Origin of the sequence: Streptomyces sp. ISL-94, assembly GCF_018614075.1 — a bacterium.
Lineage (GTDB): Bacteria > Actinomycetota > Actinomycetes > Streptomycetales > Streptomycetaceae > Streptomyces.
In genome coordinates, this window is the sequence record NZ_JAGGOZ010000128.1 from 1 (window position 1) to 26,594 (window position 26,594).

The following is a 26,594-nucleotide window of genomic DNA, read 5'->3' on the forward strand; positions in this document are numbered from 1 at the left end:
CATCAAACCGGTGGATCGAGGCTGAGTGGGAAGGGGCTGACCGGCACGCTCGATCTCACCTTCGTCCGTATGGACTGTGCGGGCACCCTCACTGGCGACGGCCTGGGCAGGACGGAAATCCACGCCACTACCAAGGTCGTCCACGCCAAGCGCGACGCCGCCGCATGGCGGGCAGTCCTCAACGGTACGAAGGCTCAGGAAGACGCGGTGGTCGAGCGGGTCGCCGACCGCTGGGTCAGACTCGATGCCGAACACGAGGACGCCAGGGCACTCACCTACGGCTGCGGTCTGGAGAATCCCATGATCTTGCTGAAGGAGCTGGAGACTCCCGGGATCACGAGAGGGGCCGCCGCAACCGTCGATGGACAGCCCGCCATCACCCTCACGTATCCAGGTCCGGAGGGCGGGACCGTCACGGAATACGTCGCCGCGCAGGGCCGTCCGTACCTGCTGAGGCGAACCGAGACCGGTCAGGAACAGTCCGACATCACCTACTTCGACTTCGAGACCATCACGCAGATCCGGCCCCCCGCCGACAGTGAGGTCGTCGTCTCCCAAGGGGGCTAGGGCCCGTCCCACCCTGCCTGGCTTCGGGCGGTCCTACGGAAATGACATTCCTCGTATCCGGCAACGCCGATCGTGAGCGGACCCACGCCCGCCAAGATCACGAGTTACGCGCACCGCTCCTTTGCGGCGTTGCGGGGGCCATGGAGGCGCCCCACGGCCGGAAACTCGATTCGCATCCGCAGCCTTAGGCGCCTGATCAGGGCCAGAGCAGCTCACGCGCCCAGCCCCCGTCCGGGTTGCGCCGGTAGCGCAGCCGGACGTGGCGGCGGGCGGCATCACCCTGGAAGAACTCCACCTCGGCGGGCTCCAGCACGTACCGCGTCCACGTCGGGGCCGGCGCGTCCGGCTCGGCCCCGGCCCGCTCCCACGCGGCCGCCGATACCCGCGCCAGCTCCTCGGCGGAGCCGAGCACCTCGCTCTGCCGCCCCGTCAGAGCAGCGGCCAGCGCCCCGCGCGACCGCGCGGCCAGGTCCGCCCGGCTCTCCTCGGGCCCGCAGGCCCCGACCCGCCCCCGGATCCGCACCTGCCGCCCCACGGCCGCCCAGTAGAACCCGATCGCAGCCTCCGGCCGCCCGGCCAGCTGCCTCCCCTTGGCACTGATGGAGTGCGAGGCGAAATGCCACCCCCGCCCGTCGGCATCGTGCAGCATCAGCGTCCGCACGTCGGGCCGCCCCTGCGCGTCCACGGTCGCCAGAGTCATGGTGTGCGGCTCCAACTGCCCTGCCCCGGCGGCGTGCACGAACCACTCGCGAAACAGCGCCAACGGCTCCCCGGGCGCCTCCCCGACATCGAAGCCGGGAAGCGGGCGGTCCCACACGCGCAGGGAGTGCAGGACATCGCGGAACTCGTCACTACTGATCTCAGGGGTCATCCCCACAGGTTAGAAGGCGAGCACGGGTCACCTGGCGATCGGATCACGCCGGTTCCAGCAGGACGGCCGGCAGGACACCGTCCACGATCGGCGCTTTCGGCAGCGAGAACCCGAAGAACGCCTGGATGATGCCCAGCGCGGTGCCGTGCACCTCCCTCCGGTCCCGCTCCGGGTCCTGCAGTCCGGCGGCGGTCAGCAGCTCCTGCAAGCGGGCGGCCGTCGCGGCGTCGCCGTCGACCCCCTGGTAGCCCCACGAGGCATCCAAGTGCAGATTGCAGGCGCTCAGCAGGCGGCCGTCGAGGAAGTACGCGAACTGCGGCGGGACCGGCTTGCCGTTCTCCTCCTCGTACTCCAGGAGGCAGACGTGTGCGCCGCCGCGCGATACCGGCGCCAGCGGCCCGAACTCACCCTGCCAACCGCCGTACGCGACCGCGTACGTCCAGTCCCCGGCGCGGCCGAGGCGCAGGCCGATGCCGTCCATGGAACCGCCGTACGTGTCGTCCATGAGCTCCAGCAGGGACTCTCCGGTGTGCTCCCCGACCGCCACGGCGGTGCACTCCGTGTATTCCACGGCCGCCGCGAGGCGGTCAGCGAGCTCTTCCGGGGAGAGACCGCGGGCGAGCACCACGTGGTAGCCGCCGAAGGCGACGGATTGGCGGGCGGCGAGCCAGGTCGTTCCGTTCGTCATGACGGCCATCCTGACCGGCCCCTCTGACAACGCCCGTCACCCATGGCGGCCCCCTCACCCCCGCCCCAAGATCACCGTCCCCGACGAGCAGAACCAGCCGCCCGTGCCCGAGGCCAGGGCCACCTCCGGGAGGCGGCCGCCGGCCTTGGTGACCTGGCGGCCCGGGCCCGCCTCGCCGCGGAGTTGGCGGACGGCCTCCACCAGCAGGAACAGCCCGCGCATCCCGGGGTGGCAGGCCGAGAGGCCGCCGCCGTCCGTGTTGACCGGGAGTTCCCCGTCGCGCAGGAGCCGGCCCTTCTCCACGAAGGCCCCGCCCTCGCCCTTCGCGCAGAAGCCGAGGTCCTCCATGGTCACCAGGGTCATGTACGTGAAGGCGTCGTAGACCTCCGCCAGATCCACGTCCGCCGGGGTGAGCCCGGCCCGCTCGAAGGCCAGCCGCCCCGACACCGCCGCCGGGGACACCGTGAAGTCCTCCCACTCCGACATCGTGGTGTGGGAGACCGAGGTCCCCGCCCCCAGGATCCACACCGGAGCCTTCGCCGTATCCGGTACGTAGTCCTCGGCCGCCAGGAGCACCGCGCAGCCGCCGTCCGAGCGGATGCAGCAGTGCAGCTTCGTGAAGGGGTCCGCGATCATCTCCCCGGACAGGACGTCCTCGACCGTGATGGGGTCGCGGAACATCGCGTCCGGGTTCGTGCCCGCGTTCGCCCGCGCCTGCACGGCCACCGAGGCGAGCTGCTCCAGCGTCGTCCCGTACTCGTGCATGTGGCGGCGCGCGGCCATCGCGTACTTGGAGACCAACGTGTGCCCGTACGGGGCCTCGAACTGCAGCGGTCCCCGCGCCCCGAAGGACAGGTTCGAGGTCCGCCGGCGGGCCTTGATGTCCGCGCGGGCCGTGGATCCGTAGACCAGCAGGACGGCGTTGGCGTGCCCCGCGGCGATCGCGTCCGCCGCGTGGGCGGCCATCACCTCCCAGGTCGAGCCGCCCACGGAGGTGGAGTCGACCCAGGTGGGGCGCAGTCCGAGGTACTCGGCCACCTCCACCGGCGCCAGGATGCCGAGGCCGGCGGAGGCGAAGCCGTCGATGACGGAGCGGTCCAGGCCGGAGTCGGCCAGGGCGCGCCGTGCGGCCTGCGCGTGCAGCGCGTAGGGGGTGGGGCCGTCCACCCGGCCGCAGTCGGAGAGGGCGACGCCGACCACCGCGACCCTGCGGCGGGGGGATGCGGGAACGGATCCGATTCCGGGTCCGGGTGTGAGTCCAGGCATGCAGGGAAGGTACATCTGACGATACGTCAGATGCTAGACACCGGTACCGGCCGCCGGTGCCGGCTGCCGGTGCCGGCTGCCGGTGCGCCGGTATCGAGCTGCCCGCCGACTCGCATCCCCGACCCGTCCCACCCCTGTGCATCTGCCGCCGCCCGCCCTAACATGACGGCCCGTCAGATACGGGGAGGAGCCCGACGATGGATGCCGCCTTCACCGCGGAGCAGGACGAGATGCGCCGTACCCTGCGCGAGATCCTGGGCAAACGCTGCGGCCCGGACGAGGTCAAAGCCGCCGTCCGCACCGCCGCCGGACACGACCGCGAGCTGTGGCAGCAGCTCGCCCAGCGGCTCGGCCTGCCGGGCCTCGCCATCGCCGAGGAGTACGGCGGTGTCGGCTGCGCCCCCGCCGACCTGGCCCTGGCCTGCGAGGAGACCGGCCGGGTGCTCGCACCCTCGCCGCTCCTGGCCACCGCCGTGCTCTGCGTGCCGCTGATCACCGCCCTCGGCACCGCCGCCCAGCGCTCCGAGCTGCTCCCGCCGCTCGCCGCCGGCGGCCTCACCGCCGCCCTCGCCGTCCCCGGCCCGGCCCTGGCCACCGCCCTCGCGCTGACCGGCGACAACACCGCCGGCCAGTGGTCCGGCGGCGGCCGCGCGGGCGGGGTTCAGGCCCGCGCCGAGGAAACGGGCGGCGGCTGGCGGCTCTACGGCGAGGTCGCGCAGGTGCTGGACGGGCACAGCGCCTCGCTGCTGCTGGTTGCCGCGCACGCCGGCGGCTTCGCCCGCAGCCGTACGCTGCTCTTCCTCGTACGGGAGGACGCGCCCGGACTCGTACGGACACGACAGACCGTACTGGACGAGACCCGCCCGCAGGCCAGGATCCAACTCCGTGACGTGCCAGCCGAATTGCTCGGTGAGGCCAGGGTCGAGGCCGAGGCGAAGCGGGAGCTCGAGACCGAGGCCGCGCACACAAGTCCCGTATTCCGCGCCCTGGCAGCCACCGGCCGCACCGCCTCCGCCGTGCTCGCCGCCGAGGCCGTCGGCGCGGCCGCTCAGGCGCTCGCCCGCACCGTGGAGTACGTGAACCAGCGCGAGCAGTTCGGCCGGGCGATCGGCTCCTTCCAGGCGGTCAAACACCGCCTCGCCGACCTCTACGTACAGGTGCAGGCGGCCCGCTCGGCGGCCTACTACGCCGCCTGGGACCCCGACCAGGGCGGCCTCGCCCTCGCCCAGGCGCTGGAGGCCCTGCGGACGACCGCGGGCGAGGCGATCCAGCTGCACGGCGGCATCGGCTTCACCTGGGAGCACGACGCGCACCTGTACTTCAAGCGGGCGGCGGCCGACGAGCTGTTGTTCGGCCCGGTCCACCGGCTGCGGGCGCACGCGGCGGACGGCGCGGGCCTGTTCGCCCCCCTGCCCCGGAAGGTGGCCGTCTGATGTCTCGCGAGGCTCCCGGCACCCGCTCCGGCAACGGCGACGGCAACGGCAAGGGCACCGGCACCGGCACCGGCACCGGCAACGGCAACGGCATCGGCGTCAAGGTGATGCAGAAGGTCTCCTCGACCCTGCTGTTCGCCAAGATCGCACCGCACTTCATCCCCGCCATGGACAAGGCGGTGCACAAGCTGACCCGCGGAAAGGTCATGCTCAGCGCCCAGATGCTGCCGGGCGTGATCCTCACCGCCAAGGGCGCCAAGACCGGCGAGCCGCGCACCACCCCGCTCGCCTGCATGCCGGAGGCCGACGGGGCGAGCTGGCTGCTGATCGGCTCCAACTTCGGCCGGCCCGGGCACCCGGCGTGGACCGGGAACCTGCTCAAGCACCCGGACGCGGACGTGAGTTGGAAGGGCCAGGACATCGCCGTACGGGCCCGGTTGCTGGAGGGGCAGGAGCGCGCGGCGGCGTGGCAGGCGGTGCTGAAGTTCTGGCCGCCGTACGCGACGTACCAGGCGCGCATCGAGCGCGAGATCCGGCTGTTCCGCCTGGAGCGTCGCTGATCGCAGGCGGGCGGCACGGGTAGCGCCGGTGGCGCGGGTAGCGCCGGCGGCACAGGTGGCGCCGGTGGCGCAGGGAGCACCGGCGGCACGGGCGGCGGACCCCGGAGGGTCCGCCGTCACTTGGTGGGCTTCTTGCCCGTGATGCCGAGGTGGACGAGCAGCGCCAGATTCGGCTTGAGCTCGTTCTGCTTGACGCCCCAGGTCTGGAAGCCCTTCTGGTGCGAGGCGACCGCGGCCAGCATCGCGACCAGCGAACCGGCCATCGCCGCAGGGCTGACGTCCTTGTCGACCTTGCCCTTGGCCTGGAGCTCCTTCATCGACTCCGTCAGGGAGTTGGTGACCGAATTCAGGATCTTCATGCGGATCTTGTAGAAGCGCTTGTCGCCCTCGGCCGCGCCGAGGTCGACGACCCGCAGGATCGCGTCGTTGCGCCGCCAGAAGTCCAGGAAGCCCTCGACGAGTTCCTCGGCGGCGGCCCATCCGGACTTGCCGACCCAGGTGCGGCCCTCGACGAGCGACGTCAACTGCGCGCCCTCCGTGGCCATTTCCTCGGCGATCTCCAGGACGGCGCCCTCGACGTCCGGGAAGTACTGGTAGAAGGTCGCGGGGGAGGTACCGGCCTTGCGGGCGACGTCGATCACTTTGACGTCGCGGTACGGCGAGGAGCTGAGCATCTCGCTGAGGCAGTCGAGCAGCTTCTGCCGCGTCGCCTGGCCGCGCCGGCCGGCGACACGCCCGTCGACGGTGCGTACTTGTCCTGTCATGCCGTCAGCTTACCGAGGGGTGATCGGCGCGCTATTCGGCCGCCTGCAAATGGGGTTACGGGGCCCCTGGCCTGGGCGGTGACCGGTCGGGCGCGGCCGAGGGGGCGGAATCCGGCCGTCGCGGCGCCCCGGCGCGTCGCCCGGTTCCTCAGATTTTCCCCCGAATAGTCTTATCAACAGGCTGTGGACAAGTTTTCGGGCGGATCATGGCTGGGAGAGGTGGGAGGGTACACACCCCCGCACAACGGAAGGAACCGGGCTCATGGCCGCATTCGCGGAAGGCGCACCCTGCTGGGTGGACGCCTCGCTGCCGGACGTCGAGGCGGGCAAGCGCTTCTACGGTGAGCTCTTCGGGTGGACCTTCGCGGACAGTGCGGGCGCCGAGTACGGCCATTACACGCAGGCCTACAGCCGCGGCCGCAACGTGGCCGCCCTCGCCCCCAAGCCCGACGGCCGCATGCCCACCGTATGGGGGGTCTACCTCTACACCACCGACGCCTACGCCTGCGCCCAGCGCATCCGCGCCGCCGGCGGCCAGATGGTGATGGACCCGATGCCGGTGGGCCCGTACGGGACCGCCGCGATGGCCGCCGACCCCGGCGGCGCCGTCTTCGGCCTGTGGCAGCCCGGCACCCACCACGGCTTCGAGGCCCAGAGGGAGCCGTACACGTACTGCTGGAGCGAGGTCTACACGCGGGCCCGCGACGCCGTGGACGTCTTCTACGCCAAGGTCTTCGGCTACGTCCCGGAGGACCAGGACGACGCGGGCGTCGAATACCGCGTCTGGTCCCCGCCGGGCCGCGCGCCCGGCTCGGACACCGCCGTCCTGGGCCGCACCCTGATCACCGACGCCTTCCCGGAGATCATGCCCGCGCACTTCCTCGCCTACTTCGCCGTCCCCGACTGCGACCAGTCCGTCGCGGTGGTGCAGCGGCTCGGCGGCCGGGTCACCGCCGATCCCTTCGACACCCCGTACGGGCGGATCGCGGTCGTCGCCGACAATCAGGGTGCGGTCTTCGGGCTGCTGTCGGACCCCCGGACGCGGACGGCACCGTAACCGGGATCACTGTGCCGATCGCCGTGCCGGGGCCGGACCGGGCCCGGGCCTGACAGAATCAGGGGTGCGCGACCCGGGCGGCGCCCGGAGTGAGACGTTGCAGGGGGCAGGCCCCCGGCCGACTCGCGCGCTGATGGCGTGCTGGTCGAAGGAGCGGGCCCGGCGAGGGCCCGTACGGGGAGGTGTGGAGGCGAGTGGTGGAGCAGCTGACGCAGCACGACCCGAGACGGATCGGCCCCTTCGAGGTGCTCGGACGGCTCGGCGCCGGCGGCATGGGGCTGGTCTATCTCGCGCGGTCCGCGTCCGGACGGCGGGTCGCGATCAAGACGGTGCGCACCGAGCTCGCCGAGGACCAGCTCTTCCGTGTCCGCTTCACCCGCGAGGTGGAGGCGGCGCGCGCCGTGTCCGGCTTCTACACCGCGGCCGTCGTCGACGCCGACCCGCGCGCCGCCGTGCCGTGGCTGGCGACCGCGTACGTCCCGGCGCCCTCTCTGGAGGAGATCGTCAACGAGTGCGGGCCGATGCCCGCCCAGGCCGTACGGTGGCTCGCGGCCGGCATCGCCGAGGCGCTGCAGTCGATCCACGGTGCAGGACTGGTCCACCGCGACTTGAAGCCGTCCAACGTGCTCGTCGTCGAGGACGGCCCGCGCGTGATCGACTTCGGCATCGCGAGCGGGGTCTCCAACACCCGCCTGACCATGACGAACGTCGCCGTCGGCACCCCCGCCTACATGTCGCCCGAGCAGGCGAAGGACTCGCGCAGCGTCAAGGGCGCCAGCGACGTCTTCTCGCTCGGCTCGACGCTGGTCTTCGCCGCGACGGGACATCCGCCCTACCACGGGGCGAACCCGGTGGAGACGGTCTTCATGCTGCTGCGCGAGGGGCCCAACCTCGAGGGGCTCCCGGACGAGCTGCGGCCGCTGATCGAGTCCTGTATGCAGATGGACGCCACCTTGCGGCCGACCCCGGCCGACCTCCAGGCGCAGCTCGCCCCGCACCTCTTCGAAGGCGACGACGAGAGCGGCACCGCCTCGGCATGGCTGCCCGGCCGGGCCGTCGCGATGATCGAGGCCCGGCGGGCGGGGCACCGTACGCCGCCTGCGACGCCCGTGCCGGAACCCGGCGGCGGTGGCGCCGGTGCAGGTGCCGGTGCAGGTGCCGGTGCCGGTGCCCGGGGGCCGATCTCCGCGGCCGCGACGCACCGCCGCGCCCAGCGCGGGGCCGACCCCTGGGTGGACCCGCGCACCGGGCAGGCCGTCCCGCAGCGCCCGCACCACCCGCCGATGTCCCCGGTGCCCTCGGGCGAGCCCGTCCGCCTCGGCGGCTCGCCGGTGCCGGTCGGGCCGGGGCCGCGTGCGACCGCCTCGGCGCCCGCGGGGCACGCCTCCGCCGACTCGGCGACCGGCTGGGTCCGCCCGCCGGGCGGCTCGGCGGCGGTGGCACCCGTACCGGCGCCCGCGTCCGGGGCCGCGTCCGTACCCGGACCCGGCGGCCCGGCCCCCGACAGCGGCCGCTGGCGCCCGTGGCGCTTCCGCATGTCCAACGAGGTCTGGGGCACCCCGACCGTCGCCGGCGACCTGCTCTACGTCACCTCCTTCGAGGTCCACGCCCTGGACGTGGCGAGCGGCCGCCGCCAGTTCAAGACCCGTGACGTCGCCTGGTCCATGGCCGTCTCCGACGGCCGGATCCACGCCTCCGACGGCCCCTCCCTCTACGCGCTCGACGCCACCGACGGCTCCGAGCGGTGGCGGCTGTCCACCGACGCCTGGGTGTACGCCGTGCGCGCGGAGCGCGGCACGGTCGTCACCGCCACGCGCGGGGGCGGCGTACAGGGCTGGGAGGCGTCCAACGGCCAGAAGCTGTGGGAGCTGACCGGCGCGCAGACCGACTTCGAGACCCCGGAGGCGGCCCCCGTCCTCCACGACGGCACGGTGTACGTCTGGCAGGACGCGCGGCTGCGCGCCCTGGACGCCCGCAGCGGCCGCGAGTCCTGGTCCTACCCGGTCGGCGACGCCGCCTCCTGCGGAAACGTCCCGGTCCGCGTCACCCCGGCGCCGGACGGCAACGTCTACGTCGTGGCCGGCACCCGCGTCCTGTCCGTGGACCGGCCCTCGGGCCGGGTCCGCTGGCACTTCGAGGCCCCCGCGGTGTTCCTCGCACCGCCGGCCTTCGCGCCGGGCGCGGCGGTGACGGGCGGCGGGGTCTACCTCGCCGACTACCTCGGGACCGTCTACGCCCTCGACGCGGCCACGGGCAAGGACCGCTGGCGCATCGCGACCGAGTCGCGCCCGTCCTCGGACCCGGTGGTCGTCGCGAACGGCAGCGTCCACCTGGGCGCGGGCAGCGCGCTGTACACCCTCGACGCGGTCACCGGCACCCCGAAGTGGCGGTTCGCGGCGGGCGGCGAGATCACCGGCCTCCCGGCGGTCGCGGACGGCCGCGTGCACTTCGGCTCCGCCGACCACTGCCTGTACACCCTGGACGCGGCGGGCGGCCAGCTGCGCTGGAAACTGGCCACGGGGGGCGAGATCACGGGCGCCCCGGTGGCCGAGGCGGGCGTGGTCTACGCGTGCAGCAAGGACCGCTGCGTGTACGCCCTGGACGCGGTGAAGGGAACGGGCACCCGTACGAGTGGCTGACGCGACTCGGCCCCCTCCCGCTAGCGGAACGCACCGGGAGTGACAGGATGGACCCCATGAGCAACGTCTACTTCGACATCAACATCAACGACAAGCCCGCGGGCCGCATCGTCTTCGAGCTGTTCGACAAGGTCGTCCCGAAGACCGCGCAGAACTTCCGCGAGCTGGCCACCGGCCAGAACGGCTACGGCTACGCGGGCTCCGGCTTCCACCGCGTCATCCCGCAGTTCATGCTGCAGGGCGGTGACTTCACCAACCACAACGGCACCGGCGGCAAGAGCATCTACGGCGAGAAGTTCGCCGACGAGAACTTCGAGCTGAAGCACGACCGTCCGTACCTGCTGTCGATGGCGAACGCCGGCCGCAACACCAACGGCTCGCAGTTCTTCATCACCACCGTCGTCACCTCCTGGCTCGACGGCAAGCACGTCGTCTTCGGCGAGGTCGTCGAGGGCAAGGAACTGGTCGACCAGATCGAGGCCCTGGGCTCCCAGTCCGGCGCCCCCAAGGCCAAGGTCGAGATCGCGGCCTCGGGCGTCGTCGACGCTGCCTGATCACCACCCCGCCCGCAACGGCTGGCCGGCCCCGCCCCCACCCCGGGGGCCGGGGCCGCCGTCATGCCCGGCCCTCAACCCGCCCGCCTCACAGGTCGTTCGCCGTTCCGTCGATGGCAGGGCCGCAGCCCTCGGGGAGGTTCGCGGCGATCAGGCGGTAGGCCTCCTCCAGTGTCTCCGTCACGCCAGGAAGCGTGTTGTCGGACTGGCGGCGCACCCGGTAGCCGCCACTGGCTTGCGGGAACGCGGTGCCGACATCGTGAGTCCACGGGTACTGGGTACAACGGCTGAGGTACAGCACGCCGTGGCTGATCGCGGGGAACAGTTCCCGCAGCGGCGGCTGCGCATACGCGGCACGGACCACCTCGGGGTCGATGACTTCGTCGCTGAACGCCAAGAAGGCCTGCCACTGCGCGGCCACGATGTCCGCCGCGTTTCGAGAGCTCCTTTTATCTGTCATGTCTGACGTCACTTCTCCACCGGGGCCACGGCGAGCATGTGCGAACTCGCGGCGAGCAGCTCCGGGTGCGGCTCGGCGATGCGTGCCGCCGTCAGCGCCGCCTCGAATATCTTCGAGTCGACCAGACTGTCCTTGGTGTGCTGCTCGGTCGCCTTGAGCGCCGACCACGCCGGGCCTTCGATGCCGTAGACGCGCGGTTGGCTGAAGCCTGCTTCGCGCATCTCGGCTGCCAAGCTCTCGCCGGTGTGGAAGTAGGAGCTCGTGAAGCCCTTGCGGCCCGGTTCGTGGATTCCGCTGACGAGGATGTCGGTTACGGCGTCGCGAACCCTGTCGACCGTGAGCATGGTGGTGGCGACGTGCTCGAAGAGGGAGGCGTACCGGCCGATGGCGGCGGCCGCGACGAGACCGCCGGGGCGGACGACGCGGGCGGCCTCGCGGAGGGCCTGGATACGGTCGCCGTGGTCGAGCAGGTGGTACAGCGGGCCCAAGACGAGCGCGACGTCGTACGAGTCGTCGGCGGCGGTCAGCGCGCGTGCGTCGCCGAGCGTGCTGCGCAATCCGGCGGCCTCGGCTTCCGCGACATGGCGCGGTACAGGATCGACGAGGTCGACGTCGTACCCGTCCTTCGTGAGCCACCGGGCATGCGCGCCGGGGCCTGCGCCGATGTCGATGATCCGGGCCGGCGCGGCCGGGAGATGGCGCCGCAGCAGCTCCTGAGTACGGACCATCTCGAGTACCCCGTCCGCGCTGGTGCTCAGCCGGTCGGATTCGCTGATCGTCTCGCTGTAGAAAGCGATGATCTCTGGGCCTACGGAGTGTGTGGGCATGGCTCCGATTCTCGGGGCTGGCCGCATGGAGCGGTAGCCCCTAGCCTGACCGGTCAACCGGTTGCCCTACGTCCCAAGGAACGCACATGCCACTTCTGAAGTACGAGCAGATCGCGGAGAGCCTGCGGCGGCGTGTCGCTGAAGGCGAGTTCGAACCTGGGGACCTGCTCCCTTCCAGCCGTGACCTGTGCGAGCAGTGGGCGGTCTCGCGGGCGACGGCCATCAAGGCCATGGAAGTGCTGCGGGCCGACGGACTGGTGGTTCCGCATCAGGGCCGTGGATTCGTCGTGACGCAGACCCCGGTTGCCCGGCCGGCAGGTGGGCGGGGGCCGGGAACGAGCCGGGTGCAGGGAGCCGCCCCGTACCGCCGGCTCGGTGTGCCGGAGATGCTGGTGCCTCCCTCGCACATCGCGGAAGCCCTCGGCCTGGCAGCGGGCATCCGGGCCCTCCACCGCGCCAGGTTGGTCCTCACGGAGGAGGGCGGGCCGCAATCGCAGGTGGTCGCCTGGTTCCCGTCGCAGATCGCGAATGTCTGCCCACGGCTCCATCAGAACGGGCCGATCGCCGAGGGCACGACGCACTACGTGCGGCGCATGACGGGGCGGCTGCCGGTGCGCGGTACGGACACGACATCAGTACGCCTGGCAACGAGCGCGGAGGCCGAACTCCTTCAGGTGAAACGTCCTTGCGCGGTGGCGGTGGTCCTTCACACCGCCTATGACGAGGCTGGAGGGGTCCTGGTCTGCGAGGAAGGCGTCACCCCCGAGGGACTGTGGGAGCGCACGGACAACTATTCGATGAATCAGGGGGGTTGACTGGACCGGTCCACCGGTCGAGTCTCCTTCGATGAAGGCGGATACCCCCGCAACCGCGCGAACGGTCCGGGGGCGTGGCCAACGCTTCGAAGGAGCGTCAGCATGGAGCATTTTATCGGCCTGCCGGTGGGCCAAGTCGAAGTCGTACGGCGATGGCGTCGCGAGGCGCGCTGCGTGCCGCTTGCGCGGACGGAGCTGCGTAAGGCCTTGCAGAACTGGGGGCTCTCCGAGCTGGAGGGGGATGCACTGCTGGTGGTTTCCGAACTGGTCACCAACGCGGTACGGCATGCGGTCGCCCCCATGGATCGGGAGATCGAGACCCGGTACGTACGACTGCCGGGCGGACTGCGGATCGAGGTCCACGACGTGTGCGCCGGACGGCCGGAGGCGAGGGTGCCCGACATCGGCGCGGACGGCGGGCGCGGGCTGTTCCTGGTGTCCGCACTCGCCGACCGGTGGGCCGTTGGGGAGCGGCTCGGACCCGGGAAACGCGTCTGGGCGGAGCTGTCAGTGAAGGCGGTGCCGCTGTGAGCGGCGAGCGGGTGGTGAGTCCGTCGGGCTGGCTGCTGGCCGCAGACCGTACGGGGAGCGGGCCGGTTTATGAGTCCGAGTGCACCTCATGCCTCGACGCTTCCGGCCCGGCGGACGACGTGGACGCCCCGTCAGTGTGGTCCCTGCGTCATGCGGGCCGCACAGGCCACACCGGCTACCGCCGGATCGTGACCGACTTCCAGCGCGCTATGGAGTACCGCTGATCCGGGTTACGTGTGGTCCTGCTGCGGGTGCGGGGGCCGCGGTTCGTCGGGCGGGGTTGTCGGGCCGCCCGGGGTCGGTTCCGGGGCGGTGGTGGTCGGGGGGAGGGCGCGCGTGCGGCGCCTCGGGCGGCCGCGCATCACGGCCGCGCCGAGGAGGATCAGCGCGCCGGCGCCGAAGGCGCTGGCGACTCCGTCGCCGAGGCCCTTGCCGTCGGACCCGACGGTGAGGCTTCCGGCGGCCTGGCCCTGGCGGACCATCCACAGGACGGCGAAGCCGAGCACGACCACCCCGGCCAGGGCCATGAGCAGCCGCGAGCGGCGCAGGACCGCCGCCACGGTGAGGAGCGCGGCGATGAGGCAGGGGAGGAAGAGCGAGAGCAGCAGGGTGGACCCGTGGCCCGTGACTCCGGTGGGGGTGAAGAGGTCCTGGATGCGGTAGTCGCGTCCGTGACGGCCGTCGTACCAGGCACGGAAGGGGCTCCAGACGGCGGCCGTCGCTCCGATGAGACCCATCAGCGAGCCGAGAACGTTGCGGATCATGCCTGGCCCTCCGAGGTTGGGGTCTCGATCCCGACGCTACGCCCGGCCCGTGGCCCCCGCATGCCGGGAAGCCCGTATGGCTCCCGCGGCCACCCCGGTAAACCGTTCGGTTCAGGCGCAGGACTGCACCCTTCGGTTCAGGTCCGCTCGCGTGCGGCGGCTGATAGCGTGACCGGCCGTCCGTACAAGGGGAGGGGTTCGGATCGTGGTGGCTGGACGACAGATCAGATTCACCGCCGTACTGGTGGCCGTCGTGTTCGCGCTGACCGGGTTCTCGTCGCACGGCGGAAGCAGCAGCAGCGGCAGCAGTAGCGGGAAGAGCAAGAGCAAGAGCAGCGGCAGCGGCAGCGGGGGAGGCTGCTCCAGCTCCAAGAGCAAGAGGAAGTCCCACAGCGGCAGCAACGGCAGCACGGCGTCCGCCTCCGCCTCGGCCTCGGCCAGTCCGACCGGTGATCCGGCCACCGTCGTGGTCGTCACGTGCGCGGGGCCGCAGCAGGCCACCACCACCGTCAGGTTCACCTCCCGGCTGGACCGCAAGGCGAACGTCAGGGTCAACCTCTCCCGCGAGAGGGCGGACGGAACGGTCCTCGAATCGTCCGTCGTCCGCGTGACACTCGAGGCGCGCGAGACCCGCACGGTCGATGTCGCCCTCGAAGGCCCGTCGCACGCCGCCGACGTCAAGAACTGCCGCCTCGCCACGCCCGAGACCGACACGGCCACCGGCAGCCCCACCCCGGCCGACGGCACCGGCACCTCCAAGTCCACGCCGAAGGCCACCCCCAAGCCGGCCAAGTCCACCGCCAAGCGCTGATCAGCGCAGCCGGAACTCCGTCCCCGGCCGCCGCCCGCCGAACAGCTCCGCCTGCCGCTCCGGCGCCAGGTTCCCCAGCGTGATCAGCGCCGGAGCCTGCGCCAGGGCCTGCTGGAGCGCCGCCAGCTTCGCCGACCACAGCGCCCGTACGGTGCCCTGCACGGCTTCCGTCGGGAAGCGGGCCAGCGTCTGTGCCGCCCGCAGGGCCGCCGGGAGCAGCTCCCCGGGCGGCGTCACCTCCGAAACCAGGCCGATCTCGTACGCCCGCTGCGCGGAGAGCCGTTCCGCCGTGCCCATCAGCGACATCCGGGCGACCTCGCCGAAGGGCATCCGCTGCGCCATGTACACGGCCTCGTAGGCGCTGACCATCCCGTACGTCGTGTGCGGGTCGAAGTACGTCGCGGACGAGGAGGAGATGACGAACTCCGACTCGCCCAGCAGGTAGAAGGCCCCGCCGCACGCCATCCCGTTGACGGCGGCGATCACCGGCTTCCACAGGTCGCCCGCCTTGGGGCCGATCGCGACCAGCGGATCGTCGATCGAGTACGGGGAGGAGGGCTGCGGGACGTCCACGCCCCGGTCGACGCCGGTGCAGAAGGCGGCCGTCCCGGCGCCCGTGAGCACCACCGCCCGCACGTCCTCCTCGTACCGGAACTCCCGCCACACCGCGCTCAGTTCGCCGGCCGTCGCCAGGTCGATGGCATTGTGCTTCCGCTCCCGGTCCAGGGTGACGACCGCGACCCCGGTCGCCTTGTCCCGCTCCACCCGCAGCGTCACGGCTTCTCCAGGATCCAGCGCGGCACGGTCATCCCGCCCGTCTCGGTGAAGGCCACCTGGACGCGCGCGCCGATGCGCAGCCGGGCCGGGTCCACCGAATCCAGCGGGGCGTCCGGCGAGGAGACGAGGTTCCCGGCCAGGCGGATGTGGGGGGCGTCGGCCAGCTCCACGAGGATCACGTTGTACGGGGCCTGCGCGGCGTACGCCGGAAGGAGCGGCGGATACGGCCGGACGTACGACCAGATGCGGCCGCGGCCGCTCATCGGGCGCCACTCCGAGGAGAAGGACTGGCAGTGCGGGCAGCACGGCCGGGGCGGGAAGCGCAGCCGGCCGCAGTCGGCGCAGGCCTGGACGCGGAGTTCGCCCCGGGCGGCGTACTCCCAGAAGGGGGCGCCGTCCTCGTCCGGGACGGGGAGGAGGAGGCGGTCGTCGGAGGCAGGGGCGGTCATGATCGGCTCCTCAGGCTCGCAGCAGGATCGCGGACGTCGGGACACCCTCACCCGCCGTCACCAGGCAGGTCGCGGCGTCCGGCACCTGGGCGGTGGAGATCCCGCGCAGCTGCTTGACGCCCTCGTTGATCAGGTTGAAGCCGTGCACGTAGGCCTCGCTGAGCCCGCCGCCGCCGGTGTTGATCGGGAGCCGGCCGCCGATCTCCAGCGCCCCGCCCTCGGTGAAGGCGGCGCCCTCGCCGCGCCCGCAGAAGCCGTAGCCCTCCAGGGACAGCGGGATGAGCGGGGTGAAGGCGTCGTAGATCTGGGCGACGTCCACGTCCTGCGGCCCGAAGTCGGCCTGCTTCCACAGGTGCCGGGCGGCCGTCCAGGCGGGGCCGGACAGCGGGTCGTCGTTCCAGTAGTTGACCATGCCGTGGTGCTGGGCGGGCAGGCCCTGGGCGGCGGAGTGCACGTAGACGGGCTTCTGGCGGCAGTCGCGGGCCCGCTCGGCGGAGACGATCACGCAGGCGAGCGCGCCGTCCGTCTCCAGGCAGTTGTCGAAGAGGCAGAGCGGGTCGCTGATCATGCGGGAGGTCATGTACATCTCGCGGGTCAGCGGGCGCTCGTACATCATCGCGGCCGGGTTCTCGTTGGCCCGGTTGCGGCAGGCCATCGCCACGTTGAAGAGGTGGTCGCGGGTGGCCCCGTACTCGTGCATGTAGCGGCGGGCCAGCATGCCGATCTCGTCGGCGGGGCGCAGGAGGCCGAAGGGGCGGGTCCACTGGCCGGGGGTGGGGAGCTGGACGGCGGTGTTCTTCCAGGGGCGCGGGCCCGAGCCGCGCTTGCGGGAGCGCCAGGCAACGCCGACGGTGGCCTGGCCGGTGGCGACGGCGGCGGCGAGGTGGCCGACGGTGGCGCAGGAGCCGCCGCCGCCGTAGCCGATCTTGGAGAAGAAGGTGACGTCGGCGGCGCCTATGGCCTTGGCGACCTCGACCTCGTCGGTCTCCTCCATGGTGTAGGAGGAGAAGGCGTCGACCTCGGACGGGGCGATGCCGGCGTCGGCGAGCGCTGCCAGTATGGCGCGGCAGGCCAATTCCTTCTCGGTTTGGGGTAGTTGTTTGGCGAAGGGGGTCTGACCGATGCCGACTATCGCCGTCGCGTCCTTGAGCGTTGCCGCCATCGCCACCTCCGGGGTGCACCAGTACTGACAGCCGCGAAGGCTACAGCTAATCTGACGGATAGTCAGCTATCGGTACTGGGAGGGCGGCGGACGATGGACGAGGACGGGCGCGAGGTGGCTCCCGCAGGGGGCGCGGGGATCGAGGCGGTGCGCGTGGACGACGGGGCGGCCGGCCCCGCGGGCGGCCAGCCGGGAGCCGAGCCTGCGGCGGCGGGTGCGGATGTGGGCCGCCCGACGCCCGAAGATCCCGCCCCCGACGCCGGTGCCCCGGCCGCCCCCGACGCCGGTGCCCCGGCCGCCCCCGACGCCGGTGCCCCGGCCGCCCCCGACGCCGGTGCCCCGGCCGCCGGAGGCCCCGGTGCCCCGGCCGCCGGAGATCCCGGTGACCCGGCCGCCGGAGGCCCCGGTGCCCCGGCCGCCGGAGATCCCGGTGTCCCGGCCCCCGGAGATCCCGGCGCCCCGGCCCCCGACGCCGGCGACCCGGCCGCCGGAGGCCCCGGCGACCCGGCCGCCGGAGGCCCCGGCGACCCGGCCCCCGGAGAACCCGGTGACCCTGACCCCGGCAGCCCGGCCCCCGGAGACCCCGCCCCCGCCGGCCCCGGCCCCCGCGGCGACCTGCGCTGGGGCAGCATCGCCGGACTGGTCCGGGACGCGGCGGACCGGTACGCCGACCGCGAGGCCGTCGTCGACGGGCGCGCCCGCATCACCTACGCGCAGCTCGGCGACCGCGTCGAGCGCGCCGCGGCCGCCTGCATCGCCGCCGGCGTCGAGCCCGGCGACCGGGTTGCCGTCTGGGCGCCCAACACCCTGGAGTGGATCGTCTCCGCCCTCGGAGCCGTCTCCGCCGGCGCGGTGCTCGTCCCCCTCAACACCCGTTTCAAGGGCGCCGAAGCGGCATACGTCCTCCAGCGCAGCCGGGCCCGCCTGCTCTTCGTCACCGGCACCTTCCTCGGGACCTCCTACGTCGCCTCCCTGCGCCGCGCCGCCGCCGAAGGCCCCGGCTCCGGCCCGCTGCCCGGCCTGCCCCACCTCGACCAGGTCGTCGTCCTCGCCGAGGACGCCCCCGACTCCTTCCGCACCTGGAAGGAGTTCCTGGCGGGCGGCGACCCCGTACCGGCCGAAACCGTCCGCGAGCGCGCCGGAGCGATCACCTCCGACGCCCCCTCCGACATCATCTTCACCTCCGGCACCACCGGCAGCCCCAAGGGCGCCGTCATCACCCACGCCCAGTCCCTGCGCTGCTACGACGTGTGGAGCGAGCTCGCCGGACTGCGCGAGGGCGACCGCTACCTGATCGTGAACCCCTTCTTCCACACCTTCGGCTACAAGGCGGGCATCATCGCCTGCCTGATGCGCGGCGCCACGATGATCCCGCAGCCCGTCTTCAACGTGGACACCGTCCTCGCCAACGTCGCCGCCGAGCGGATCTCCGTACTCCCCGGGCCGCCCACCCTCCACCAGTCCCTCCTCGACCACCCCCAGCGCGACCACCACGACCTCTCCGCCCTCCGCCTGGTCGTCACGGGCGCGGCCGTGGTCCCCCTCCAGCTCGTCGAGCGGCTCCGCACCGAGCTGCGCATCGCCACCGTCCTCACCGCGTACGGGCTCTCCGAGGCCAGCGGCATCGTCACCATGTGCCGCCGCGGCGACCCGGCGGAGATCATCGCCGCCACCTCCGGACGGGCCATCCCCGGCACGGAGGTGCGGATCGCCGGCCCGGACGGGGACGCGCAGCCCGCCGGCACCGCGGGCGAGGTGTGGGTCCGCGGCCACCACGTCATGCAGGGCTACTTCGAGGACCCGGCCGAGACCGCCGGCGCCGTCACCCCCGAAGGCTGGCTGCGCACCGGCGACGTCGGCGTCCTCGACGCGGCAGGCAACCTGCGCATCACCGACCGGATCAAGGACATGTTCATCGTCGGCGGCTTCAACGCCTACCCGGCCGAGATCGAGCAACTCCTGGGCCTGCACCCCGACATCGCCGATGTCGCGGTCATCGGCGTGCCGGACCCGCGCCTCGGCGAGGTCGGCAAGGCCTACGCGGTCCGCCGCCCCGGCGCCACCCTCACCGCCGACGACCTGATCGCCTGGTCCCGGCGGGAGATGGCCAACTACAAGGTGCCGCGCGCGGTGGAGTTCGTCCCCGCCCTGCCGCGCAACGCGAGCGGCAAGGTCCTCAAGCGCGAGCTCCGCGCACGCTGAGGCCCGCCGTCCGACCCGGTCGGTCAGGGGACGAGCGTGGCCAGGTCGATGGCTGCGGGGAAGGGGACCGCCACCTTGAGCCACTCGCGGTGGATTCCGGTGGCAACGTATGAACGGGTGACCGTGTCCAGCTCGTAGACGTGGACGGCGGGTCCGCTCACCTCGTCCTCGACCCGCCAGAAGTGGGGGATCCCGGCCTGGGCGTATTTGAAGGGTTTGATGGAGCGATCGCGGTCTGCCGACTCCTCGGACACCACTTCGATCACCAGGGCGACCTCGTCCGGGAGGTAGCGAGTACGGTCCGGATCGTAGGCGACCGTCGCAGCCAGGATGTCCGGTTCGGGGCGGCTCTTCCTGTCGAGCCGGACGGTCATCTCCCGTTCGATCTCGATGCCGTCGGGCGCGGCTTGCCGCAGGCTGAAGGTCAGGTTCTCCACGAGCCGCGAGTGCCAGGACCGCTGCGGGGACATCATGAAGATCAGCGCTCCGTCGATGAGCTCGGTGTGCCGGGGGGCCTGGGGCCAGTGGTCGAGGTCGTCCGCTTCCCAGCCGCTCGGGCGGGGCGGGAGCATCCATTCGGGGAGCTCGGCTGCCATGGTGTCCTCCAGAGGGTGCTGGGCCAGACTACTCGGCCGCGCCCTGCCGAACGGGCGCTTGGCGCAGCTGCGGCACTAGGCCCGCCGGGCCAGGACCAGCCGCCAGCGGGGGGCGCCGGAGGGCAGGCGGCCGAAGGGTTCCAGGGGGACGGTCTGGACCGTGAACCCGGCCGCCTGGAGGTCGGTGCGGACCCCGCTCAGCGGGAAGGTCCGGTAGTACATGACGAAGGGCGGCCGCCACACCGCGTTACGCACCCGCATCGCCGCGTCGAAGCCCGCCACCGCCCACCACAGCGGGTGGCTCGGCGGGATCGGGGCACCGATCGGGAAGGCGAAGACCCCGCCGTCGCGCAGTGCGGCGTGGGCCCCCGCGAAGAGCGCCGGCCGCTCGGCCGGGAGGAAATGGCCGAAGGCCCCGAAGCTGACCACCAGGTCGTACGCGTCCTCGAGCGCGGGCGGCAGGGCCCGCGCGTCGGCCCGTACGAAGTCCACGGGCGGGGAGCCCGGCCGGGCCGGCGCGGCGCCCCCGCGGGTTCCGTACGTGCGCTCGGCCTCGGCCAGCATGCCCGCGCTGAGGTCCACCCCGGTCACGCGCTCCCGGCACAGCCGCTCCAGCATGCCGATCCCGGCGCCCGTGCCGCAGCACAGGTCCAGCCCGGCGCCGAAGGAGCCCTCCCGCTGGGCGAGGGTCTCCTCGACGGCGTCGAGGATCCGGTCGGGGGTGCGGAAGGGGGTGTGGTCGAACTTCGGCGCGAGCAGGTCGTAGCCGCGCTCGACGGAGGACAGGGCCTGCACGGCGAGTTCGCGGACGCTGGGCCCGTGGCTGGTGAACACGACCCCAGCCTAGATCCCCGGCAGCCATGGTGATCCTGGGCGCGGGCATACGGCGGCGGCCGCGGTGGCTCCCCCTCCGGGCCACCGCGGCCGCCGTCCCCCCGTACGTGTCCCCCGTACGTCTTTGCGTGCGCGCCTGCGTACCTGCTGTGCTGCTCGTTACGGACGCGGACCGGACGCGTGGTTGTCCAGCGTCTGGATCTCCTCGTCCGAAGCGTGGTTGTCGAGCGGCTTGATCTCGATCCCCGACGCGTGGTTGTCCAGAGTTTCGATCTCGACGCCCGAGGCGTGATTGTCGAGCGGCTTGACGGTGCCGTCGGTCGGCAAGGTGTTCTCGTTCGTCGTCATCGGATCTCCTGTTGGATGGGTAGGGCCCGTTCGGCGATTCCCCCGCGGACCGCCGAACGGGTAGTCCTCCAACCGACCCAGGCGCCTCCCCCGGCGCGCCGGGTCGATGCACCTATCGTGCCGCCCGGCGATAAACGAACGATGAACGCCTCGTTCAACGGGCGTCAGCACAGGTCGGGCGGGGTCAGACGGCGTCAGGCGGCGTCAGGCGGCGATCTCCGAGGCCAATAGGGCCCGGACCTCGGCCAGTTCGGCCGAGCCCAGCTGCGCGAAGACCGCCTCCGCGTCCCGCCAGCACGCCCGCGCCCGGTCCGTCTGCCCCAGCCGCCGCAGCGCCTTGCCCAGGACCGTCAGCACCGTCGCCCGCCGCCACTCGCCGCCGATGCCGCGCAGCGCGATCGCCTGCTCGGCGTGCGAGGCGGCCAGCGTCGGCCGGCGCGCAGCCAGGTGGGCCTCGGCCAGCCGGAAGTGGGTCACGCCCTCCCACAGGGGCTGGCGGTTGTCGTGGAACAGCGACAGCGCCTCGGCGAGCTGCGCGAGGGCCTCGCCGAGCCGCCCCGCCTGGGTGAGGGCGATGCCCAGCGCATAGCGGCCGTTGGCCAGGCGCAGGGTCAGCCCCATCCGGTCGTAGATGGTGATGCCCTGCTGGGCGAGGTCTATGGCGCTCTGCAGCCGGCCCAGCTCCACGTGGATGCGGGAGAGGTTGCACAGGGCGCTGGCCTCGCCGACGTTGTTGCCGTCGGCGCGGAAGTTCTCGATGGCCTCCAGCAGGTACCGCTCGCCGTCGGCGTGCCGGCCCTGGTAGAGGGCGATGATCCCGCGGTCGTTGGGCGCCCAGCAGCTGGGCAGCGGATCGCCGGCCTCGCGGGCGAGCGCCGTGGCCTGGCGGGCCTCGTCGTCGGCCTCGGTGAAGCGGCCGGCGACGAGGTGGACGTTGGTGAGGGTGGTGCGGGCCCGGCCCTCCGCGTACGGGTCCTTCGCGGCCTGCGCCGCGTCGCGCACGGCCACGGCGGCCGACTCGTACTGCTTGGAGTTGGCCCCCGATTCGGCCAGGTCCTTGGCCGCCCACAGCAGGTCCACGGCCCGGCGCAGCACCTGCCTCCTCCCGCCGGGCGTCCCGTCGGCCGTCCCGTCGGTGCGTACGGCGGCCTGCCGGACGCACGCCAGCAGCGGGTCGGCCTCCGCGTACAGCCAGTCCAGGGCGGCGCGCGGCTCGCCGAAGACCAGCCCGGGGTAGTGGGTGTCGGACAGGTGCGCGGGGAGCCGGTCGCCGGGGCGTTCCAGGGCGTAGACCCCGGAGGCGGTGGCCAGGTAGAAGTCCAGCAGCCGGTCCAGGGCCGCGTCGCGCCCGCCCGGCGGCTGCTCGTCGCGCTCGGCGCACGCACGCGCGTAGAGCCGTACGAGGTCGTGGAAGCGGTAGCGGCCGGGGGCGGCGGATTCGAGGAGCGAGCAGTCCACCAGGGCTTCGAGGAGGTCCTCGGTGTCGTACTCGGGCAGGTCCAGTACGGCCGCTGCCGCCGAGAGGGAGATGTCGGGGCCGTCGGCGAGCCCGAGCAGGCGGAACGCGCGCTGCTGGGCGGGCTCCAGCTGGCCGTAGCCCAGCTCGAAGGTGGCCTTGACGGCAAGGTCGCCCGTCTGGAGCTCGTCGAGGCGGCGGCGCCCGTCGGCGAGCTTGGCGGCGAGGACGGAGACGGTCCAGGTGCGGCGGGCGGCGAGGCGGGAGGCGGCGATGCGGATGGCGAGCGGCAGGAACCCGCACGCGCCGACGACGTCGAGGGCGGCCTGGCGCTCGGCTCCGACCCGCTCGGCGCCGACGATCCGGGTGAAGAGCTGGAGGGCCTCCTCGGGGCTCATCACGTCGAGGTCGACGAGATGGGCCCCGGCGAGGCCCGCCATGCGGACCCGGCTGGTGACGAGGGCGGCGCAGCCGGCGGTGCCGGGCAGCAGCGGGCGGACCTGGGCGGCGTCGCGGGCGTTGTCGAGGAGGACCAGGACGCGGCGGCCGTCGAGGGTGGAGCGGTAGAGCGCGGCGCGGTCGGCGGGGGAGTCGGGGATGGCGGTGTCGGGGGTGCCGAGCGCGCGCAGGAAGGAGCCGAGCACGGCTTCCGGTTCGGCGGGGCGGGCCTCGGTGCCCTGGAGGTCGGCGTAGAGCTGGCCGTCGGGGAAGTGCGGGCGGGCGGCGTGCGCGACGTGCACGGCGAGGGTGGTCTTGCCGACGCCGCCGATGCCGGCGAGCGCGGAGACGGCCATGACCTGGTCTGCGGCCCCGCCGGAGAGGATGGCGCCGAGCTCGTCGACGAAGCTGCTGCGGCCGGTGAAGTCCGGGACGGTCGCCGGCAATTGGGCGGGCCGCACGTGAATGGGCGCGGCTGCGGGGGCCGGGTCCTCGGCGCGGGCCAGGTCGGCGTCGGCGTTCAGGATGCGCTGCTGGAGGGCGGCCAGCTCGGGCCGCGGGTCGACGCCGAGCTCGCGGGCGAGGAGCCGGCGGGTGTCGGCGTAGACGGCGAGGGCCTCGGCCTGCCGGCCGCTGCGGTAGAGGGCGAGCATGAGCAGTTCGCGCAGGCGCTCGCGCAGGGGGTGGGCGGCGGTGAGGGCGGTGAGCTCGGAGACGGCCTCGGCGTGGTGGCCGACCTCCAGGTCGAGGTCGAGGCGGGTCTCCAGGAGTTGGAGGCGCCACTCCTCCAGCCGGGTGCGCTCGGTCTCCGCGTGCGGGCCGGGGATTCCGGCGAGGGGTTCGCCGTCCCACAGGTCCAGGGCGCGGGCGAGCAGCGTACGGGCGAGGGCGCGGTCGCCGGCCGCGCGGGCCGCCTCGGCGTCGGCGGCGAGGCTGCGGGCGACGCCGAGGTCGAGGGTGGCGGCGGAGCGCAGGCGGATGGCGTAGCCGCCGGACTCCGTGACGAGCAGCCCGGGGTCGAGGACCTTGCGCAGGCGGGAGGCGTACGTCCGGATGGTGGCGAGGGCCTGCTGCGGCGGGTCCTCGCCCCAGATGGCGTCGATGAGCTCGGGCGCGGTGGCGGTGCGGCCGCCCCGCAGCAGGAGCGCGGCGAGCAGGGCGCGCTGCTGGGGGGTGCCGGAGGGCAGGGCCTCGGCGCCGCGCCAGGCGCGGATGGGGCCGAGGACGGCGAAGCGGGAGCCGCCGGAGGAGGTCGTGGTGGCGGGGTCGGGTGCGGCGGGGCCGGTGGGGGTGGGGCCGAGGCCCTGCAACGCGCGGCCGGGCGCGGGTTCCGCTTGCACGGCGGCCGCGGCCGGGACGGCGAGCGCCGCGCGCGGTGCGGGCGTTGCGGGGGTGCGGGCCGTACGCGCGGGATCTGCGTCTTTTCGGGTGCGCCGGGATGCCTCGGGGTGTTTCCGTGGGTGCGGGATGGCCGGTACGCCGTCCATCTGTCGTCCCCCTGCCTTCCGTCGTTTTAAGGGTCAGTCTGCCCTGTCTTGCACGTACCCGTCAGCCCGTCCCGGACCGATCGCCTGCCAACTAGCTGACGGTTCGTCAGATGAGCGCTACCGTATCGGGTATGGAGACCTTCCCGAAGATCATCTCGGTGGACGACCACACGGTTGAGCCCCCCCACGTCTGGCGGGACCGGCTCCCGTCCAAGTACCGGGACACCGGCCCGCGCGTCGTCCGCGCCCCGTTGAAGGAAATGACCTTCCTCGGCGGCAAGTTCGCCCCCGTCATGGGAGCCAAGGGCGACGACGGCCCGATCGGCGACTGGTGGGTGTACGAGGACCTGCACCGGCCGCTCACCCGCCTCGACACGGCGGTCGGGTACGACCGCGACGAGATCAAGCTGGAAGTCATCACCTACGAGCAGATGCGCCCGGGGTCCTTCTCGGTTCCCGAGCGGCTCGCGGACATGGACGTCAACCACGTCCAGTCGGCCCTCTGCTTCCCGACCTTCCCCCGCTTCTGCGGCCAGACCTTCACCGAGGCCGCCGACCGCGAGCTGGGGCTGCTCGGCGTACGGGCGTACAACGACTGGATGGTGGAGGAGTGGTGCGGCCCGGACGCCCGCGGCCGCCTCATCCCCCTGACCCTCATTCCCCTGTGGGACGCGCACCTCGCCGCCGCCGAGGTCCGCCGCAACGCGGCGCGCGGCGTGCGCGCGGTCGCCTTCTCGGAGATACCGCCGCACCTGGGGCTCCCGTCGATCCACACGGACGCCTGGGACCCCTTCCTCCAGGCGTGCGACGAGACCGGCACGGTCATCGCCATGCACATCGGCTCGTCGTCGCGCATGCCGTCGACCTCGGCGGACGCGCCGCCGGCGGTCGGCTCCACCATCACCTTCGCCAACTGCTGCTTCTCGATGGTCGACTGGCTGATGAGCGGCAAGTTCGAACGCTTCCCCAACCTGAAGATCATGTACGCGGAGGGCCAGATCGGCTGGATCCCGTACATCCTGGAGCGCGCGAACGTGGTCTGGGAGGAGAACCGCGGCTGGGGCGGCGTCGCGGACAAGGTCCTGCGCCCGCCGTCCGAGCTCTTCGCGGAGCACGTCTTCGGCTGCTTCTTCGACGACGCCTTCGGCCTGAAGAACCTGGACTCGATCGGCGTCGCCAACGTCCTCTACGAGACGGACTACCCCCACTCGGACTCGACCTGGCCGAAGTCCCGCGAGGTCGGCGAGTCCCAGATGGGCCACCTGGCGCCGGACGTGGTGGACCGCATCGTGCGCGGCAACGCGATCGAGCTGCTGGGGCTGACGGGGGAGGGGCTGTGGGCGGGGGCGTGAGGACGGTTCCTCATCGACAAGTCCGCGCTCGCCCGGGCCGCACGGCGGGCCCGGGTGGCGGCTAGCCCTGGATCACCCGCGCCACGAAGGCGTCCAGGTTGCCGAGCGTGCGCTCGACCTTCTCCTCCACGGTGAGGCTCTCCTCGTGCTGTCCCGCGCGCAGCTTGGGCTGCCGCTTGCCCCGTACGTACAGGGAGCAGGCGAGGTCGGCGCACACGTAGACGCCGACGGTGTTGCCCTGGCGGCCCCGGGGGCCGGCCAGCGGGGCCGTGAGCAGGGTGACGCCGGAGGAGGCGTGCCCGGTGAGGCAGAGCTGGCAGAGGCTGGACTTCACCGCACTCGTGCGGGCCGCGCCGGGCACCCGCAGGGTGATTCCGACCGGCCCCTCGGGCCGCGGCACGACGAGGTGCGCCCGCAGCGGCGCACCCGGATCGACCCACCCGAGGAAGTCGAGGTGCTCCCAAGGAAGTTCGGCGAAGTCGAGCGGGATCTTCAGGCGCGTCGCCTCGCCCTTGGTGCAGTTCACGAAGGACGAGCGGATCTGGTTCTCACTGAGCGGTTCCACGTGAGTCGACGCTACGTGCCGAGCCCCAGCGCCCGCATCCGAATATTCGCCCGGTTTGTCACCGGCCGGGGGAGTCGCATTCTGGTGCGCCGGGTGGCGCGTGGCGGTGCGGCGCGTGCCGTGCGGCGTGCGCCGCGTGGCGGTACTTGCGGGGGCGGGGCAGGGGTTTCAGGCGCGGGCGGATGCGGAGGGGGCGGCGGTCGCAGGGGCGGGGTCGAAACGTGGGTCGGGGGCGTGGGGGTCGGGACTCAAGGGAGCGGGAGCAGGGAGGGTTTGGGGGTTTCCCGTCAGTCTCATCGTCTCTCCGGTTCGGGCCGGTCC

Annotated in this window: 26 protein-coding genes; 11 read left to right on the forward strand and 15 right to left on the reverse strand. The window is 72.8% G+C overall.

From position 1 onward, the window contains the following. A partial coding sequence (locus tag J7E94_RS32085; protein ID WP_215020344.1) for a hypothetical protein occupies positions 1-567 on the forward strand: 567 nt, incomplete at its 5' end. Positions 568-763: 196 nt separating this feature from the next. Here J7E94_RS32085 and J7E94_RS32090 read toward each other — a convergent pair. Genes J7E94_RS32090 through J7E94_RS32100 form a run of 3 tightly spaced genes read right to left on the reverse strand, consistent with a single transcriptional unit; the run spans position 764 to position 3,392 of the window. Further along, positions 764-1,438 carry a pyridoxal 5'-phosphate synthase gene (locus J7E94_RS32090; protein ID WP_215020345.1) on the reverse strand — a complete coding sequence of 225 codons (675 nt, stop codon included), beginning with the start codon at positions 1,436-1,438 and terminating at the stop codon, positions 764-766. Between the two features lie 43 nt (positions 1,439-1,481). Continuing rightward, a complete protein-coding gene (locus tag J7E94_RS32095; protein ID WP_215020346.1) occupies positions 1,482-2,126 on the reverse strand; it encodes a DUF6461 domain-containing protein in 645 nt (214 codons plus the stop codon). A gap of 54 nt (positions 2,127-2,180) precedes the next feature. Then, positions 2,181-3,392 carry an acetyl-CoA acetyltransferase gene (locus J7E94_RS32100; RefSeq protein ID WP_215020347.1) on the reverse strand — a complete coding sequence of 404 codons (1,212 nt, stop codon included), beginning with the start codon at positions 3,390-3,392 and terminating at the stop codon, positions 2,181-2,183. Between the two features lie 197 nt (positions 3,393-3,589). On the opposite strand from J7E94_RS32100, the gene J7E94_RS32105 reads away from it, so the two are divergent. Continuing rightward, positions 3,590-4,825 carry an acyl-CoA dehydrogenase family protein gene (locus J7E94_RS32105; protein WP_215020348.1) on the forward strand — a complete coding sequence of 412 codons (1,236 nt, stop codon included), beginning with the start codon at positions 3,590-3,592 and terminating at the stop codon, positions 4,823-4,825. Positions 4,826-4,932: 107 nt separating this feature from the next. Next, positions 4,933-5,385: a nitroreductase family deazaflavin-dependent oxidoreductase gene (locus J7E94_RS32110; protein ID WP_251057554.1), complete on the forward strand. Its 453-nt coding sequence runs from the start codon at positions 4,933-4,935 to the stop codon at positions 5,383-5,385. 116 nt (positions 5,386-5,501) lie between these two features. On the opposite strand, the gene J7E94_RS32115 is transcribed toward J7E94_RS32110, so the two are convergent. Then, a complete protein-coding gene (locus J7E94_RS32115) occupies positions 5,502-6,149 on the reverse strand; it encodes a TetR family transcriptional regulator (RefSeq protein WP_215020350.1) in 648 nt (215 codons plus the stop codon). A 262-nt stretch (positions 6,150-6,411) separates the two neighbouring features. On the opposite strand from J7E94_RS32115, the gene J7E94_RS32120 reads away from it, so the two are divergent. The 3 genes from J7E94_RS32120 (at position 6,412) to J7E94_RS32130 (ending at position 10,399) form a co-directional block, all read left to right on the forward strand. Further along, positions 6,412-7,206 carry a VOC family protein gene (locus J7E94_RS32120; RefSeq protein ID WP_215020351.1) on the forward strand — a complete coding sequence of 265 codons (795 nt, stop codon included), beginning with the start codon at positions 6,412-6,414 and terminating at the stop codon, positions 7,204-7,206. A 194-nt stretch (positions 7,207-7,400) separates the two neighbouring features. Next, entirely contained in the window at positions 7,401-9,845 is a 2,445-nt protein-coding gene (locus J7E94_RS32125) for a PQQ-binding-like beta-propeller repeat protein (RefSeq protein WP_215020352.1), read from the forward strand. A 56-nt stretch (positions 9,846-9,901) separates the two neighbouring features. Then, positions 9,902-10,399, forward strand: coding sequence for a peptidylprolyl isomerase (locus J7E94_RS32130; RefSeq protein ID WP_215020353.1), 498 nt, complete (start codon positions 9,902-9,904; stop codon positions 10,397-10,399). 88 nt (positions 10,400-10,487) lie between these two features. Here J7E94_RS32130 and J7E94_RS32135 read toward each other — a convergent pair whose 3' ends face one another. Continuing rightward, positions 10,488-10,871 (reverse strand): DUF6193 family natural product biosynthesis protein, encoded by a 384-nt coding sequence (locus J7E94_RS32135; RefSeq protein ID WP_308345598.1) that lies wholly within the window; start codon positions 10,869-10,871, stop codon positions 10,488-10,490. Beyond that, positions 10,868-11,686 carry a class I SAM-dependent methyltransferase gene (locus J7E94_RS32140; protein WP_215020354.1) on the reverse strand — a complete coding sequence of 273 codons (819 nt, stop codon included), beginning with the start codon at positions 11,684-11,686 and terminating at the stop codon, positions 10,868-10,870. The genes J7E94_RS32135 and J7E94_RS32140 overlap by 4 nt, the downstream gene beginning before the upstream one ends. Positions 11,687-11,772: 86 nt before the next feature. Between J7E94_RS32140 and J7E94_RS32145 the strand changes: the two genes are divergently transcribed. Further along, on the forward strand, positions 11,773-12,501 hold the full coding sequence (locus J7E94_RS32145) for a GntR family transcriptional regulator (RefSeq protein WP_215020355.1): 729 nt from the start codon (positions 11,773-11,775) through the stop codon (positions 12,499-12,501). Positions 12,502-12,603: 102 nt separating this feature from the next. Further along, a complete protein-coding gene (locus tag J7E94_RS32150) occupies positions 12,604-13,032 on the forward strand; it encodes an ATP-binding protein (RefSeq protein WP_215020356.1) in 429 nt (142 codons plus the stop codon). A gap of 230 nt (positions 13,033-13,262) precedes the next feature. On the opposite strand, the gene J7E94_RS32155 is transcribed toward J7E94_RS32150, so the two are convergent. Continuing rightward, a complete protein-coding gene (locus J7E94_RS32155; RefSeq protein WP_251057552.1) occupies positions 13,263-13,796 on the reverse strand; it encodes a hypothetical protein in 534 nt (177 codons plus the stop codon). Between the two features lie 205 nt (positions 13,797-14,001). Between J7E94_RS32155 and J7E94_RS32160 the strand changes: the two genes are divergently transcribed. Then, positions 14,002-14,607 (forward strand): hypothetical protein, encoded by a 606-nt coding sequence (locus J7E94_RS32160; protein WP_215020357.1) that lies wholly within the window; start codon positions 14,002-14,004, stop codon positions 14,605-14,607. On the opposite strand, the gene J7E94_RS32165 is transcribed toward J7E94_RS32160, so the two are convergent. Genes J7E94_RS32165 through J7E94_RS32175 form a run of 3 tightly spaced genes read right to left on the reverse strand, consistent with a single transcriptional unit; the run spans position 14,608 to position 16,995 of the window. Further along, complete coding sequence (locus tag J7E94_RS32165; RefSeq protein WP_215020358.1) at positions 14,608-15,384, reverse strand: enoyl-CoA hydratase/isomerase family protein; 777 nt, start codon at positions 15,382-15,384, stop codon at positions 14,608-14,610. Next, positions 15,381-15,833 (reverse strand): Zn-ribbon domain-containing OB-fold protein, encoded by a 453-nt coding sequence (locus tag J7E94_RS32170; protein ID WP_215020359.1) that lies wholly within the window; start codon positions 15,831-15,833, stop codon positions 15,381-15,383. The genes J7E94_RS32165 and J7E94_RS32170 overlap by 4 nt, the downstream gene beginning before the upstream one ends. Before the next feature lie 10 nt (positions 15,834-15,843). Further along, a complete protein-coding gene (locus J7E94_RS32175; RefSeq protein ID WP_215020360.1) occupies positions 15,844-16,995 on the reverse strand; it encodes a lipid-transfer protein in 1,152 nt (383 codons plus the stop codon). A 615-nt stretch (positions 16,996-17,610) separates the two neighbouring features. Here J7E94_RS32175 and J7E94_RS32180 point away from each other — a divergent pair. Further along, on the forward strand, positions 17,611-19,197 hold the full coding sequence (locus J7E94_RS32180) for a FadD3 family acyl-CoA ligase (RefSeq protein WP_215020366.1): 1,587 nt from the start codon (positions 17,611-17,613) through the stop codon (positions 19,195-19,197). Positions 19,198-19,220: 23 nt separating this feature from the next. Here the strand turns inward: J7E94_RS32180 and J7E94_RS32185 are convergent, their stop codons facing one another. From J7E94_RS32185 to J7E94_RS32200, 4 genes are all read right to left on the reverse strand, one after another. Next, complete coding sequence (locus tag J7E94_RS32185) at positions 19,221-19,793, reverse strand: Uma2 family endonuclease (protein WP_215020361.1); 573 nt, start codon at positions 19,791-19,793, stop codon at positions 19,221-19,223. A 75-nt stretch (positions 19,794-19,868) separates the two neighbouring features. Further along, complete coding sequence (locus tag J7E94_RS32190) at positions 19,869-20,627, reverse strand: class I SAM-dependent methyltransferase (RefSeq protein WP_215020362.1); 759 nt, start codon at positions 20,625-20,627, stop codon at positions 19,869-19,871. Positions 20,628-20,786: 159 nt separating this feature from the next. After that, on the reverse strand, positions 20,787-20,975 hold the full coding sequence (locus J7E94_RS32195) for a hypothetical protein (RefSeq protein ID WP_215020363.1): 189 nt from the start codon (positions 20,973-20,975) through the stop codon (positions 20,787-20,789). A gap of 204 nt (positions 20,976-21,179) precedes the next feature. After that, positions 21,180-24,356, reverse strand: coding sequence for a BTAD domain-containing putative transcriptional regulator (locus J7E94_RS32200; RefSeq protein WP_251057553.1), 3,177 nt, complete (start codon positions 24,354-24,356; stop codon positions 21,180-21,182). A gap of 131 nt (positions 24,357-24,487) precedes the next feature. Here J7E94_RS32200 and J7E94_RS32205 point away from each other — a divergent pair, with 131 nt between their 5' ends. Beyond that, complete coding sequence (locus tag J7E94_RS32205) at positions 24,488-25,708, forward strand: amidohydrolase family protein (protein WP_215020368.1); 1,221 nt, start codon at positions 24,488-24,490, stop codon at positions 25,706-25,708. A gap of 61 nt (positions 25,709-25,769) precedes the next feature. On the opposite strand, the gene J7E94_RS32210 is transcribed toward J7E94_RS32205, so the two are convergent. Next, positions 25,770-26,273 carry an FBP domain-containing protein gene (locus J7E94_RS32210; protein WP_215020364.1) on the reverse strand — a complete coding sequence of 168 codons (504 nt, stop codon included), beginning with the start codon at positions 26,271-26,273 and terminating at the stop codon, positions 25,770-25,772. Positions 26,274-26,594: the final 321 nt, after the last annotated feature.